We start from the raw sequence: 14,810 nt of genomic DNA on the forward strand, positions 1-14,810 counted from the left end.
CTTCATTTACCTTCCCAGCCAAAAATACTCTCTCCCGGGCAATGATAGGTCGCTTCATTGACACTCCCAACCAAAAAATCTCTCTCTCGGGCAATGACAATCCAGTTTATTGACCGTTAGGACCAAATATACCTCTCTCCATTTGTTCCATTTCAATTCATCAACACCCGCAGCTGCTCCCTAATCCCATCAACCAAATCCAAAGGTCCTACCCCGTAACTGGACAAAGCCGCAGCCTTCTCTTCCCCTGCTCTAGCATGCAAATAACTCGCCGTCACAAGGGCCTTAACTGGTGTGGCACCCTGCGCTAAAAACGAAGCAATCATCCCCGTCAACACATCTCCACTCCCTCCCTTACCGAGCGCATCATTACCGTGCGGATTAATAAACACATCTCCATCTGGTGTCGCAATAACCGACCTATGCCCCTTTAAAAGCAAAAATACGCCGTAATCTTGGGCAAAAGTCTTCGCAATCCCTATCCGATCCTCTTCCACCTCTTTAACCGTCTTATTTAACAACCGCGCCATTTCTCCAGGATGGGGCGTAAAAATGACATTCCCTTTATAATCTCGAACCATATCCAACTCATCCCGGAGTAAATACAAAGCATCGGCATCAACCACAATCGGCTGTTTTGTCAATAAAGACATCAATGATTTCATCCAAGCCTCACCGCCAGGAAACCGGCTAATCCCAGGACCAATCGCCACACTTTTAAATTGATGCAATATAGTTGAAAGGTGGTCAATCGCCTCAGCAGAAAAATGTCCTTCCTCATCCGCCAGCGGCAAAAATAGTGACTCCGGATTTTGGGCAGCTGCCATAGGATAAATACTCTCGGGCACGGCTAATGTGACTAACCCAGCTCCCGAATTTAGCGCCGCCTTTGCCGAAAAAATCGGTGCGCCAACATAGAACTTTGATCCCCCCACAACCAGTACATGACCAAACGTCCCCTTATGGCCATGTTTGGGTCTAAGCGGAACCGAATGATTCACCAACTCTTTTGTTATTACCTGCGGCATCTCTAGTCCCAGCTCCTCCACAATCGAAGGCGGTACAGAAATATCAACGGCCTTCCATTCTCCCACAAACTTAGGACCATCTTGTAAAAAGAACCCTCTTTTAGGAAAAACAAAGGTAATCGTCTTTGTTGCTTTAACCGCCGTTCCCTCCACCTTACCGCTATCACTATTCACACCTGAAGGGATATCCACAGAGATAATGATCTTTTTCCCAGCATGCTTATTTACCATTGAAATAACAGATCCAAAAGGTTCCCTGACTGGTCCGCTTACACCCGTTCCTAAAAGCGCATCAACAATGACATCTGCCTGGTTAATTTCCGATTCAACTCGTTCGAGCGGGCTTTCATGCAGATAAAGAATGGGTAACTGACGATTATGATACACATCTAAATGCACTTTGGCATCCCCCTTAATCCGCTCAGGTGGTACCACCAAACATAACAGGAGGTCAAACCCTAAATCATATAGTCTTCGTGCAATCACGAATCCATCGCCGCCATTATTCCCGCCCCCCGCAAGGATCACCACACGTGGATTTACATGAGTAGAACTTGCCACAATCTCTTCCGCTACCCTTCCCCCGGCATTTTCCATTAAGACAACACCAGGCAATCCAATTTTTTCAATCGTATAGTGATCCATTTGCTGCATTTCCTTTTGTCCAGCAACCAACATAAAAACACGCTCCTTTCCCCTATTATAAACCTTTCCCAAGTGGATGGCAGTTTCAACCCATACGTATTCTAAAAACCAAATAGGATAAATTATATACGAGCATCTGTATAGCTGCTCAAAAAAAATCGTCGGGAGTGATGTATCATGGGTAGAAACAAACTTTTGGTTCCTGGTTCAGGCGATGTCCTTAATCAAATGAAAGAGGAAATTGCCAATGAGTTTGGAGTTCAACTTGGTGCTGATACTACCGCACGTGCAAACGGCTCAGTTGGGGGCGAAATGACCAAACGGTTAGTCGCTTATGCTGAGCAGGCTCTACGAAATCAACAAGGTCAATAACCTTGGAGATTTTAAAAGGGTGTCCAGCTTTGGACACCCTTCTAAAACATTAGTTAATTAGCAAACAGAATTTTGATTTCACTCTCCGCTTCAACCATCCTGCCAAATCGATATCCCTCAATCAGCACATGTCGTTCATGATCGGTTAAACGTCGGTTCCATTTTGTTTCTAAATAAAGAATGACATCATTATAAAAAATTTCCGGATATTCAAAAGGGGTATTCATCAAATACTTCTCCTCCTTTTCTTAATCGCCTTGTCTTATCCATCATGTCCAAAATCTCGACTATTTAAAAAGGATGTCCGCAACATTTGGCGAAAAATCATAAACGAGATTTGGAATAATCCCTTTTAGAATAATTTATGCAGGATATCAAAATTTGTATAGTTCAATAGCCATAGCCGAAATCATTATTTTTTTAAAATAGGGAATAATAGTTGTGAAGATGGTTGAAAACTATGTAAACTGACAAAAACCGGTTTATATTTATTATATTATAGGAAAGCGGTGAATGTGTTTATGAATCAGGATTTTTCCATTAGTCATGAACAGCTGCCTAACTTCAAAAGTCACGAGGAAGCACGGACTTATTTCAAAAATCTATACGGCGATCGTTTTTTATTAAGAGGAACCGATATGCAGAATGGTACAAAGGTCACCATGTACCATCTAGTAAAGAAACCTGAAGTGTATCAACCCTACATGGAAAGTTTTTCGCATGACATAAAACATGAAATAACAAACATGGATGTGTTTAAAAGCTATAACACGATTGAAATTGATGAAAATGGAAATGTTCATTTCCAATCCTAAACAGCAAAAAGGAAGGCAAAATTACTGCCTTCCCTTTCTGGATCTTACATAGTGGTTTCTTTCCCGGTTATTTTCCGGATGAAATGAATCACAAAGGTACTTAAGAAGATTCCAATTAGGATACTAAAAAACACAAATTCATCCATATGGAATCCAAAGGCGGAGACAATCATCTTCACACCAATAACCGCCACAAGGATAAAAGCCGTTGTTTCGAATTCAGGTACTTTTTCGATTAAAGCAAGGAAAAGGTGCGCAACCCCCCGCATCATCAAGATCCCGATAACCCCTCCGAGCAGCAAAATCCACTCTTGATTCGAAACACCAAACGCAGCAATGACACTATCAAAACTAAAGGCAATATCCATCAGCTCCACCGTTAACACGGTCCTCCAAAAGCCTTTTTTTCGGCTTTGAACTTCATCGTCCTGTTCATTTTTATTTAAAAGATTTTGAAAAACAATCCAAAGCAGATAGTGACCCCCGATAATCTTGATCCAAGGGATCGTGGTTAAAGTGACCCCAATTCCAATCGCTACTACTCTAAAAAAATAAGCACCGAATATCCCATAAAATAAGGCTTTTTTTTGCTGTTTTTTTGGAAGGTGTTTGACCATCACCGCTAAAACTAGGGCATTATCAGCCGACAGCAGGCCTTCAAGAATAATCAAGGTACCGATGACTCCCCAGCTTGCTGGATTCGTAAATACCTGTTTAAAGGCCTCCAGTGAAAAGATCGTACTATAACTATTTAAAATATCTTGTAAGAAGTCCATCTGAATCTATGTCTCCCTTTCCCAATCCAAGTAGTTTGTCCAAAAATCAACAGGTTTGTCTCCCTACTTAAATGTATGAAAAGCAGTTGAATATATGACAGACATTCTTTTAAGCAAAAAAAAGCCTGTACTCTCTTTAAAAGGGGTACAGGCGGAATTTCTATTCTTCTATTAAGTCAATAAACCGTTCAACGACCTCATCTACAAATTTAACTGTTGCTTCGTCTGCTAGTCTGCCAGTTTTCTCATCAAATTTAGCCATAGCTTGATTAATAAGAATCTCATTACCAACTGGCGATAAAAGCTTTACTTGTAAGGCCGTTAAGATTTGACGCAATTGAAGCTGGGCACGCAACGTTCCCATTAGCCCTGTCGCAGCACCAGCTGTCATAACCGGCTTGCCAATTAACACCTTATCTACACGTGATAGCCAATCAAGAGCATTCTTTAGTACTCCAGGAATCGACCAGTTGTATTCCGGAGTTATAATAATCACGCCGTCCGCTTCTTTGACTTTACTTTTGAACTCTACAACTGAAGATGCGGGATTTAATTCCTCATCCTGGTTATAATGCGGAAGCACTCCAAGATCTAAGACTTCTAAATCAAATTTAGCTGCGAATCGTTCCTGAATCGTATCTGCCAACTGCTTGTTATATGAATCTTTTCGTAAACTGCCTACAAGTGCAACGATTTTCATTTTTTATCCACCTTTGTTTATGTAATAAATTAATTATAGAAATAGTCATTTGGATTATCAAATTTCTTGCTTAAGAACTCTATTATAAAAAGCCGGTTTCTAATCGAAACCGGCTTTTTACTTATTTAAAAATAGTCGCTACAACCTGGTCATAGGTCATCTTACTGTCAACCACGAACACACCTGGTTTTAATTTGTTTTCCAGCTTTTTCGCTTCAATGTCCTTTGAAAAATCAAAGGCATTCTTAACGATATTCGACGCAACAAGGACTCTCCCAATATCAATGCTGGTCATACCATCGGTAACATTGACAACGACACGTGTTACAGGTTTAGCCGTATCGGCAGCAGCTGGAGCCGCTTTTGCTTGAACAGATGCCTTGGCATCCTGCACTTGCTTATCATTTTCAGCTTTTGTTTGAACAACGTAACCTTCCTCTTGAAGCTGCGCTTTCATCTCTACTGAAGTAGGTTGAACTTTCTTGGTTGCCGTGGTTACAGACGGTTTAACTGTCACATTGGCAGAATCACTTTTTCCAGATAGATACACAGCGCCACAAATTGTGGTTGTGATCAGCATTCCGGCTGCAAAGCTGCTTAGTAAGTTAATTTTCATTGGCAGCCTTTCTCCCTTCCTTTATTGTGCGGTAAGGAGCAAGCATTTTTTCAAGTTCATTTACGCTTACCTGTTTCATTTCAGCAATGCTTTCTGTTGAGTAATTACGGTTTGTTAAATCAAGTACTTCACGCATGAAGACTTTGTCTTCCGAAGAAAGTTGAACGCCTGCTTCCTTCATGACTACTTCGAGATCAAGTTCAATATTTCTAATTGAATCTTGAATAGCATTGATTTCCTTCATTGTGGATATATGAATTAAATCAATTTGATTATGTTCTGCCTTTGATTGTTTAGACGTCTTTGAAATTGATAGTACGAGCATTATAATTGATATCCCAAACAATCCGGCTAAAGTCCACTCCATCATGATGATTACCCTCCAATAGTTTCTAACAATTTCTTATTATACAACCAATCTAGTATTTTTGCCTATTTTAACTGCAAAATACGGAAAAAGTCGGAGGATTTTGGCAATTTTCGGCGAATTAGGTAAAGTTATCATTCTATATTTTTTTAATTTCTATCAATTTCCGCTAAATCACACATGAAAAAAGCGATGAGAAAAATTTCCCATCGCCCTTTATTTTATGAATTAAAAATTTGGTCAATTTCTTGAATTTCCGTTTCTGTTAACTGAATGTCTAATGTTTTAAGGTTATGAAGAACCTGTTCTGACCGTTTTGCGCCAGGAATGATGACATCAATGGCTTCACGGGTTAAATACCAGGCGAGGACAACATGAGCCACTTCGGCTCCTTTATCATTGGCGATTTTACGAATGCGCTCTATTTTTTCCAAGGTAGCTTCAAAAAGATCTTTTTTAAAAAACTTCCCGCGTTTTTCATCTAAATTAGTATTTTTGTCGTATTTACCTGTTAATAAGCCAGAGGCAAGCGGGAAATATGGGATAAAGGAAATGCCGTTGTTGATCACGTAAGGAAACAATTCCTTTTCAGCCTCTCTAGCTAATAAGTTATACTCGCCTTGGTAGACATCGACATACCCATCTTTGTTAGCCTCTTTTAGCTGCTCAATCGAAAAATTAGAAACGCCGATCGCTCTAATCTTACCTTCGTTCCTTAGTTGTTGTAAGGCGCCAACAGCTTCATCTTTCGGTGTATCTTTATCTGGAAAGTGAATATAAAAAAGATCTATGTAATCGGTTTGGAGCCGCTGTAAGGCCTCATCAACGGCTTGTTCTAAAAAGGCAGGCGAATTATCAACCACGATTTCGTTCCCTGCGAATTTATGAGCTGCTTTAGTAGCGATGACAATCTCGGAGCGTTTGCCACTCTCTTTCACGACTTCCCCGATCATTTCTTCGGATCGTTTTGGACCATAGATGAACGCTGTATCCAAAAAATTAATACCGTTAGCAAGTCCAGTTCGGACTAATTCTCTGCCGGCATTCTCGTCAAGGTTCGGAAATAGATTGTGACCTCCCACCGCATTGGTGCCTAGACCAATCGGATTAACAACTAAATCAGTTTTTCCAATATGAACTTGTTTTGCCATTTACCAATCATCTCCTTTTTCATCTAGGTTTATGATAGCAGATTCTTTCATCGTAGACGAAGGAATTGGCTTTAAAAGATCAGGCTTCGTAACTCCTCATCCAAAAATTCACCCTTTATTCCTTGTTTACTATAAAAATAACGATAAATTTCCTCATTTGAATAGTCCTCTTTTAGTCCTTTAATAATTGTTTTCAAGTAAGGATATGAAGGCTTTTTCCACTCCACATCATTAATTTCCCAGGGTGCCGTAAAAGTAAAAATGGGATGCCCCTTTTCTTCTCCCAAATACAAAATATTTCCATACCAAGCATTCCCTCGGAAAATCTTTGAACGGTCTTTCCTGACTTCATCCAAATTCAAATCAATCTCTAGACCATTATTTTCCTGACTAACGATATCTTTAAACTGTTCCAACTTGATTAGGTATATTTTACTGTAGGTTTCAACATTCGGTTCTGGGGTTAAACCAATAAAGGCAACCCCTTTTGATTCCCATTTAGCTGCTTTTTTTGCAAAGTAAAGCGGAAAATTCATCGTGAAAGTGGACGAATCTATTGGGAGTGAAGGATCTTTACAACCTGTTTCAACCTTTGAAGACCCTTCTGGTTTCCCGCCTTTTATATAACATAAAAAACGGTCCATATTCATATTTGATCCATAGCTTGCATACCAGACATACTTTTCTTTCATCCTTATCACCCAGTTTCTACCTGTTTCTTTTATTTTACCACGAAGATCTGTTAGTAGATCACTGCTTATGATTCCGCAAGTATTAGTTAAGACTATAGCTATTCATTCCTTTTCCAATAGGAGGACATTATGAAACTTACCGATGTAATCGTAGAATGCTTAGAAAACGAAGGGGTTGAATACGTATTTGGAATCGTTGGCACCGAGACACTTGATCTCGCAGATTCCTTATCCAAATCAACGAAAATTCAATATGTAAATGTCAGACACGAGCAAGGTGCGGCATTTATGGCCGATGTGTATGGAAGGTTAGCGGCCAAGGCAGGCGTCTGTTTATCAACACTTGGTCCCGGAGCCGCCAACCTCGTGACAGGAATAGCCAGCGCCCAGCTCGACCATTCACCACTAGTAGCATTAATTGGCCAAGCAGGTATCGAACGTCACCATCACGAATCACACCAATACATCGATACCATCAAGCTGTTAGAGCCAGTAACAAAATGGACTACACAAATCCTAGATGGCCAAACCATTCCCACCGTTTTCCGAAAAGCTTTTAGATTAGCCTTAATGGAGAAACCAGGTTCCGTCGCCATCACCTTGCCAGAAAACTTTGCGGCCGAACAAATGAGAAAAACACCTTTGCCCGTTACGTCTTTACCAGAAATGATTCCTGATATGGAATCGGTCAATGAGGCCATTAATCTTATTCAAGCTTGTAAAAAACCCTTCATTCTTTTTGGAAACGGAGTCATCAGGCAGAAGGCCTCACAAGAGCTCGAGTCCTTCATCCACACCCTTCAATCCCCTGCCACACATAGCTTTATGGCAAAAGGGGCATTACCGAAAAACGACCCGCTCAATTTTTATACATTCGGGTTCAAAGAAAACGATGCTGTCCTCCCTGGCATTCAAGAAGCGGACCTGTTAATTGTCATTGGCTTCGATTTCGTCGAACAGCTGCCAAATGCCTGGAACAAAAACAAACAACCAGTTTTACATATTGATACCTTACCTGCGGAAGTGAACGAATATTATCCGGTTAAGGGCGAGCTGGTCGGAAATATAAAGAAAACTCTCCATACTTTAAACCAGGCAGCACTGTCTGCAAAATCATGGAGTCCAACGGGCAGCCTCAAAGCAAACATAAAAACAAACTATCAAATAAATAAACAACTAGATGAAACACTAACGATCGAAAATATTCTCAAGCTGATCGAAAAACATTCCACAGAGGACACAATACTAGTTTCTGATGTCGGAGCTCATAAAGTATCGATTGCCAAAACCTATCATCCTAAAGGCCCGAACCGGTTAATTGTCTCTAATGGTCTTGCCTCAATGGGGATTGCGATTCCAGGGTCCATCGGAGCTAAACTCGCACGACCAAACGATCATGTTATTTGTATTACCGGTGACGGTGGTGCCCTCATGAATTTTGCGGAAATCGAAACCGCCAGGCGTTTGGGACTTTCCTTTATCATCATCGTGTTGGATGATTCAATGTTAAAGCTTGAAGTCAAGCAAATGAACAAGAAGTTTGGTGAAAGCTATGGGGTAACCTTTCAAAACCCTGATTTTGTCCAACTGGCCCAAAGTTTTGGAGTGAAGGGGATACGTCCAACTACCATCACCGAATTAGAAACGATACTAAAAGAACCACAAGAAGAGATTATACTTATCGACCTTGTCACACAAAATCCCAGTTAGCTTGGAATATACCAAAAGAGAAAAAGGCATTGTTCTAAACCACTAAAGGTTTGGGGCATTGCCTTTTTTGCATTGTTATACAACAAATTTATCTGTACTATATCAACCCGAGTTTAAAATTGTAACTGATGTTTACAAATTCAAACTTACCTTGAAAAGATCGCTATTAAAAGCGATTTCAATTTTTGAAATAAAAATTCTGTTGTAACTAATTTTGCATCCTGTTACAATAACATCATAGAATTTATAGAAAATTTATAAAATTCTAATTGTTATCTGTCGATCAGATTGGAGGAGTGCTTGTTGTCAAAATTACCAAAAGTGAATGAATTAGGTTTCTTTGAAATCCGTCTCGAATCGATTGGCGGTTTAGGAGCCAACCTGGCCGGAAAGATGCTTTCCGAGGATGGGGTTGTTGGAAACGGACTCAATGGAGTCGGCTTTTCATCCTATGGATCCGAGAAAAAAGGATCGCCCGTAAAAGCACATATACGTTTTTGTGATCCAGAAACTAATATACGCGATACCACACCAATAGAACGTCCACATGTTGTCGGCATTTTCCATGATGCCCTTTTCAAAACAATCAATTGTACAAGTGGGATCTACCCCGATAGCACCATCTTAGTAAACTCACAAAAAACTCCTGATGAACTCAAACTTGCTATGAAAATTCCTGGCGGAACCATCGCTATCGTAGATGCAACAGGGATAGCCCTCGAAGAACAAACCAAAGCCAATACCGCCATGCTTGGGGCACTTTATCGAATTTTAGATTTTTTAGACCCCGAGTCCATGAGGCAGACGATTCGCCGCACATTCGAAAAGAAATATCCACATCTAGTCGAGCCCAACATCCGTACCTTCAATCGCGGTTTTCATGAGGTCAAATTCCAAAGCTACTTAGTAGATGAACAGACACCGATTCTTCCATTTAAACGGGCAGAACCGCTCCTCGGGTATAAAACTCAGACGATCGGCGGGACCATCATAAATCCAGGAAACAGTATTTTAAAGGACTTAAGCATTTCTCGTGCCGGAATGCTGCCGCATTTTCATGATGATAAATGTATTAATTGTGCCGCCTGCGATACCGCCTGCCCAGACTTTTGCTTTGTTTGGGAAGAAAAAGCGGATAAACGCGGCCGCCCGCAAATGTTCCTGCAAGGGATTGACTATCAATATTGTAAAGGCTGTTTAAAATGTGTTCATGCATGTCCTGTTGATGCCTTAACGAGTGAGCGGGAATACAACGACGGCTATGCCGATCAAAACCGTGTACCTCATTTGTTTGATTTAGCGATTCGAAACTAAGGAAAGGGCGGGGAATTTATGTCTATCGAAATAAACCAAGAAAATATAACTGTTTCAAAAGGAACCATTGAACAGAGTATTGTGTTTGAATCTGGTAATGAAATGGCTGCCTATGCAGCCCATCAAATTAATTATCATGTAATGGGCTATTATCCAATCTCCCCTTCGACCGAGGTCGCACAGTTCCTTGATGGAATGAAAGCAAAAGGTAAACATGATATCGTGTTAATTCCCGCTGACGGGGAGCACGGTTCAGCCGGTATTTGTTATGGTGCGGCCACTGGCGGTGGACGAGTCTTTAATGCGACGAGTGCCAACGGCTTTTTATATATGTTAGAACAGCTCCCAGTTCAATCCGGTACCCGCTTTCCAATGGTATTGAATTTGGTGAACCGCTCTGTATCAGGACCTCTAAATATTCACGGTGATCATTCCGACCTCTATTTTGCGTTAAACACCGGCTGGCCGATCTTAATGGCCCGTGATCCGCAAATCGTTTATGATATGAACATTATCGCTATTAAACTAGCAGAAGATCCTGAAGTTCGCCTGCCGGTCATCGTCTCGTTTGACGGTTATTTCACCTCCCACCAGAAGCGACGGGTTCAGGTTATGAAGCATCGTGCTGATGTGCAAAAATTTATTGGCGAACCTCCAAGGAACTTCCCTCATGCTTTGGACCGGGATAATCCTGTGACAATTGGACCATATATGAATGAACCTGATTATATTAATAACTGTTACCAGCAATCTGAGGCGATGTATAAAGCTGAGCATGTGTTCGAAAGAATTTCTCATGAATATGCGGAGTTAACAGGCCGGGAATATCCAATTCTTGATTTGTATCGGATGGATGATGCCGAGGTTGCCGTATTCATGCTGAATTCTGCTGCTGAGGTATGTAAAGATGTGGCCGACAAGCTTCGTGCACAAGGAATCAAAGCCGGAGTTATCTCTCCTAATATGATCCGTCCCTTCCCGCAGCAAAAATTAGCGGAAGCATTGAAAAATGTAAAAGCGGTTACAGTTGGCGACCGGGCGGACTCCTATGGTGCTCATGGCGGTAATATGGCCCTTGAGGTTAGAGCAGCACTGCAAACCGTTGGAAATTCTCATACAAAGGTGGTAAACCGGGTCTACGGATTGGGTGGTAAAGATTTCTATGCTGACGAAGCAGAGTTGTTTTTCCAATTGGCTCAGGAAGCGGCAGATAAAGGGTTCGTTGAAAAACCGTTCGACTACTTTGGCCATAATCCTGGTAGAGCCGAATTTACGCCAAAACGCGTCTTAAATCCAATGAAAAAAGAGGATTTGAATACGGGATTAATCACCGTCACCCCTGATGAGAAAACCGGAGAATTAAAGGTGAAAATCCCGCCATTACGAAGCTTAACAAAAAAGCCAAAACGACTTGCCTCCGGCCACGGCGCGTGCCCTGGATGCGGTATATTCTCAGGCTTAGAGTTATTTTTTAAAGGAATCGAAGGAGATATTGTCGCCTTATTCCATACAGGCTGTGCAATGGTCGTCACAACCGGTTTCCCTTACAGTTCCCATAAAGCAACCTACATCCATAATCTCTTCCAAAATGGGTCGGCGACATTATCCGGTCTTGTCGAAATGTTCCATGAACGGAAACGCCGTGGTGAATTAGATGAACTTGGACTATCCGATGATTTTACCTTTGTGATGGTGACGGGTGACGGCGGAATGGATATCGGAATGGGTCCGGCGATTGGTACGGCACTCCGGAACCATAAAATGATTATCCTTGAGTATGATAATGAAGGCTACATGAATACAGGGAGCCAGCTCTCTTATTCGACGCCGATGGGACATATGACTAGTACCTCAAGTGTCGGAGCCTTCCAAAAAGGAAAACCGTTTCATCACAAGGATACCGCGCAAATTATGGCGGCAACCCACATCCCTTATGTCTTTACAGGAACGGAAGCTTTTGACCGGGATCTTTTGAAAAAGGCGGCTAAAGCCCAATGGTATGCTCAAAATGAAGGCTTGGTTTACGGAAAAATTCTGATTACCTGTCCGTTGAACTGGAAGTCGAAGGATGAATTGGGCCAGTCGATTGTTGAGGCGGCTGTAAATTCCTGTTTCTTCCCACTTTACGAGGTCGAACGGGGCATTACCACCATCACTTATGACCCTGAGTCTAAAAACAAGCGATTACCTACTACGGATTGGTTGAAAATGATGGGAAAAACGAAGCATTTGTTAAAAGAAGACAGCCAAGAACTATTGAAAATGTTTGATGAGGAAGTGGAACGCCGCTGGATGAGGCTGAAGGCGAAGCATGAAAGTCCATATTTATAAAATCGGGATTTTCGGAAAATTTTTTTCGCTGATATAGTTTTAAAAAAGTGCCGATAAATTGCTTAAAAGCGCTGATAAACGCTTTAAAAGCGCCGATAAACGTTTTAATAGTGACGATAAATACTTCAAATGCGCCGATACACGTTGTAAAAGCGACGATAAATACTTCAAATGCGCCGATATAATATAGAATTTTAAAAAATCCCGCTGTGAGCACTCTCACAACGGGACTTTTTTATTCAAACAACGGACTGACTGCTTTTTCATTATGAATACGTTCAATTGCATCCACCATTAATGGAGCAACCGATAAAGTGGTAATTTTATCAATCCGCTTCTCTTTAGGCATTTCAATCGTATTGGTAACGACTAATTCTTTAATTGGAGACGACTCAATGCGGCTAATCGCTTCAGCTGAAAAGACAGGATGGGTGCAGCATGCATAAATCGATTTTGCTCCCCGCTCCGCTAAAGCATTGGCAGCCAAAGTAATTGTTCCCGCTGTATTGATTAAGTCATCCACAATAATAGCATTTTTGCCCTCGATATTTCCGATCACGTGCATGATTTCAGATACACCACATTCTGACTGTCTACGATCAATTAAGGCAATTGGGGCATTTAATATACTCGCTAATTTTCTCGCTCTAATAACCGCACCATTATGCGGAGCAACGACAACAACATCTTCTAGTCCTTTTTTCTCAAAATAATTTCCGAGGATTGGATTAGCGATCAGGTGATCGACCGGTATGTCAAAAAAGCCTTGTAATTGCGGCGCATGAAAGTCCATTGTAAGGACCCTTGAGGCACCCGTTGTTTCTAAGAGTCTTGCCACTAACTTTGCTGTAATCGGCTCACGTGGTTTAGCGGTCCGGTCTTGTCGAGCATACCCATAGTAAGGGATAACAACGTTGATCATTTTTGCTGAAGCTCGTTTCAAGGCATCTACCATCACCAAGAGCTCCATAATATTGTCATTGATTGGCTGAGAAGTTGATTGAATCAAAAATACATCACTGCCCCGCACACTTTCTTCAATATTTATTTGTATCTCACCATCGCTAAATTGTTTGACAGAACTCTTTCCTAATTCACAGCCCAAAAGTTTAGCCATTTCTTCAGCAAGTTCACGATTCGAATTTAATGCAAACATCTTAAAACTTTTCTTCAGTTGATATGTCACCTTTGATCCCCCATGATATATTATTGATTCATTATTAGCGCTTGTCCATTATCTTATTCTACATGAAGAGAGGACTTCAGGGTAGGATTTGTACTTAAAAAATTACAAAAAGAAACACAGACCCTCTGCAATTCTAAACTCATTAAAGGTAAAAGTAGACCAATCCTCAAGGAATCCAGCCTGCGATCTGTGCAATCGTTATAACAATTTCAATCAAAATGAGAATGACGACAATCCATTCGACGAATAAACCACGGATGGAATGGCTAATCGTGGAGAAACCATCAATGATGTTATACAAAATTTCCGTTTTACTTTTCAATATTTTATGACGATCATTAAGTTCAAAAAAGTCAATCATTTTGTCATAGAATTCGCTGGCATTACTGCTAGCCCAAGTAATATCAGGCTTATCTAAAATCATGATATAAGCAAGCGTGTTATAGTCATGACGGAGAATCTTCGCTGTGGTTCTTGCTAGTTCTTTATTTCCTATCCTTAGCTTACCCTTTTCGAGACGGTCAATCATCGTTTCGAGCCTGTCATGGATGACTCCTAATTGTTCCTCTGTTTTCTCTAATGCAACCGATTTTGCGAGGACTGTAGAAATTAATTCGGGGTAAAAGGGCTCAAATTCAGGGACCACTACATATTCATCAGTCAATTCAAGGGCTTCCGTTTCACTTATGTGGAGGCTGTAATCGTCTGAATACCTCCCAATGTTTTTTAAATCCATTTCAGGCTCAAAGGATTGGAGGTATTTTAGCAGAACGTTAATCTCTTCATCATTCGAGTGATTAATAAAGACAACACTTCCAAACGAAAATAGTAAGACACTTTTCGAATTGTCCACTTCTTTACCAAGAATGGATTGAAGGATGTTTCCTCTCAGTACTAAAGGTTCCTCCCAAGTGAATTTTTTCGGAATTCCGCATTGTAAAGCGATTTTATTTAGATCAATTTCATTGGTGATGGCTATGGCTTTAAAGGAAAAATCCAACATTTTTATCACTCTTTCACAGATTGGTCACCCTTTAATTTAATTCTATTTTTGAAAACAAATCAATACAGTTAGCTAATTTGAATGAATTTGTTATTGTAGTAATA

15 protein-coding genes are annotated in these 14,810 nt (G+C 40.9%); 5 read left to right on the plus strand and 10 right to left on the minus strand.

What is annotated here, in order from left to right; genetic code table 11:
* Positions 1-152: 152 nt before the first annotated feature.
* Entirely contained in the window at positions 153-1,706 is a 1,554-nt protein-coding gene (locus L1999_RS16510; RefSeq protein WP_235739547.1) for an NAD(P)H-hydrate dehydratase, read from the minus strand.
* Between the two features lie 144 nt (positions 1,707-1,850).
* Here L1999_RS16510 and L1999_RS16515 point away from each other — a divergent pair, with 144 nt between their 5' ends.
* Positions 1,851-2,045 (plus strand): alpha/beta-type small acid-soluble spore protein, encoded by a 195-nt coding sequence (locus tag L1999_RS16515; protein ID WP_098533645.1) that lies wholly within the window; start codon positions 1,851-1,853, stop codon positions 2,043-2,045.
* A gap of 53 nt (positions 2,046-2,098) precedes the next feature.
* Here L1999_RS16515 and L1999_RS16520 read toward each other — a convergent pair whose 3' ends face one another.
* Entirely contained in the window at positions 2,099-2,272 is a 174-nt protein-coding gene (locus tag L1999_RS16520; RefSeq protein WP_215042176.1) for a hypothetical protein, read from the minus strand.
* 294 nt (positions 2,273-2,566) lie between these two features.
* Here L1999_RS16520 and L1999_RS16525 point away from each other — a divergent pair, with 294 nt between their 5' ends.
* Positions 2,567-2,860: a DUF4708 domain-containing protein gene (locus L1999_RS16525; RefSeq protein WP_235739548.1), complete on the plus strand. Its 294-nt coding sequence runs from the start codon at positions 2,567-2,569 to the stop codon at positions 2,858-2,860.
* A gap of 44 nt (positions 2,861-2,904) precedes the next feature.
* On the opposite strand, the gene L1999_RS16530 is transcribed toward L1999_RS16525, so the two are convergent.
* The 6 genes from L1999_RS16530 to L1999_RS16555 form a co-directional block, all read right to left on the minus strand.
* Positions 2,905-3,636 carry a TerC family protein gene (locus L1999_RS16530; protein WP_235739549.1) on the minus strand — a complete coding sequence of 244 codons (732 nt, stop codon included), beginning with the start codon at positions 3,634-3,636 and terminating at the stop codon, positions 2,905-2,907.
* Between the two features lie 160 nt (positions 3,637-3,796).
* Complete coding sequence (locus tag L1999_RS16535) at positions 3,797-4,336, minus strand: NADPH-dependent FMN reductase (protein WP_235739550.1); 540 nt, start codon at positions 4,334-4,336, stop codon at positions 3,797-3,799.
* Positions 4,337-4,457: 121 nt separating this feature from the next.
* Positions 4,458-4,952: an endolytic transglycosylase MltG gene (locus L1999_RS16540; RefSeq protein WP_235739551.1), complete on the minus strand. Its 495-nt coding sequence runs from the start codon at positions 4,950-4,952 to the stop codon at positions 4,458-4,460.
* A complete protein-coding gene (locus L1999_RS16545; RefSeq protein ID WP_235739552.1) occupies positions 4,942-5,322 on the minus strand; it encodes a hypothetical protein in 381 nt (126 codons plus the stop codon). Before L1999_RS16545 ends, L1999_RS16540 begins: the two co-directional genes overlap by 11 nt.
* 218 nt (positions 5,323-5,540) lie before the next feature.
* Positions 5,541-6,470 (minus strand): aldo/keto reductase, encoded by a 930-nt coding sequence (locus tag L1999_RS16550; RefSeq protein ID WP_235739553.1) that lies wholly within the window; start codon positions 6,468-6,470, stop codon positions 5,541-5,543.
* 71 nt (positions 6,471-6,541) lie between these two features.
* Positions 6,542-7,162: a hypothetical protein gene (locus L1999_RS16555; RefSeq protein ID WP_235739554.1), complete on the minus strand. Its 621-nt coding sequence runs from the start codon at positions 7,160-7,162 to the stop codon at positions 6,542-6,544.
* A gap of 129 nt (positions 7,163-7,291) precedes the next feature.
* On the opposite strand from L1999_RS16555, the gene L1999_RS16560 reads away from it, so the two are divergent.
* The 3 genes from L1999_RS16560 to L1999_RS16570 all read left to right on the plus strand — a co-directional run bounded on the left by L1999_RS16560 (position 7,292) and on the right by L1999_RS16570 (position 12,517).
* Entirely contained in the window at positions 7,292-8,872 is a 1,581-nt protein-coding gene (locus tag L1999_RS16560; protein ID WP_235739555.1) for an acetolactate synthase large subunit, read from the plus strand.
* Between the two features lie 303 nt (positions 8,873-9,175).
* Positions 9,176-10,186, plus strand: a complete 1,011-nt coding sequence (locus L1999_RS16565) for a 2-oxoacid:acceptor oxidoreductase family protein (RefSeq protein ID WP_235739556.1) — start codon at positions 9,176-9,178, stop codon at positions 10,184-10,186.
* An 18-nt stretch (positions 10,187-10,204) separates the two neighbouring features.
* Complete coding sequence (locus L1999_RS16570) at positions 10,205-12,517, plus strand: thiamine pyrophosphate-dependent enzyme (RefSeq protein WP_235739557.1); 2,313 nt, start codon at positions 10,205-10,207, stop codon at positions 12,515-12,517.
* Between the two features lie 235 nt (positions 12,518-12,752).
* Here the strand turns inward: L1999_RS16570 and L1999_RS16575 are convergent, their stop codons facing one another.
* Positions 12,753-13,703 carry a ribose-phosphate diphosphokinase gene (locus L1999_RS16575; RefSeq protein WP_275676976.1) on the minus strand — a complete coding sequence of 317 codons (951 nt, stop codon included), beginning with the start codon at positions 13,701-13,703 and terminating at the stop codon, positions 12,753-12,755.
* 166 nt (positions 13,704-13,869) lie between these two features.
* Positions 13,870-14,706 carry an RMD1 family protein gene (locus L1999_RS16580; RefSeq protein WP_235739558.1) on the minus strand — a complete coding sequence of 279 codons (837 nt, stop codon included), beginning with the start codon at positions 14,704-14,706 and terminating at the stop codon, positions 13,870-13,872.
* Between the last annotated feature and the right edge of the window lie 104 nt (positions 14,707-14,810).

Origin of the sequence: Neobacillus drentensis (genome assembly GCF_021560175.1) — a bacterium.
Classification (GTDB): Bacteria; Bacillota; Bacilli; order Bacillales; family Cytobacillaceae; genus Neobacillus; species Neobacillus drentensis_A.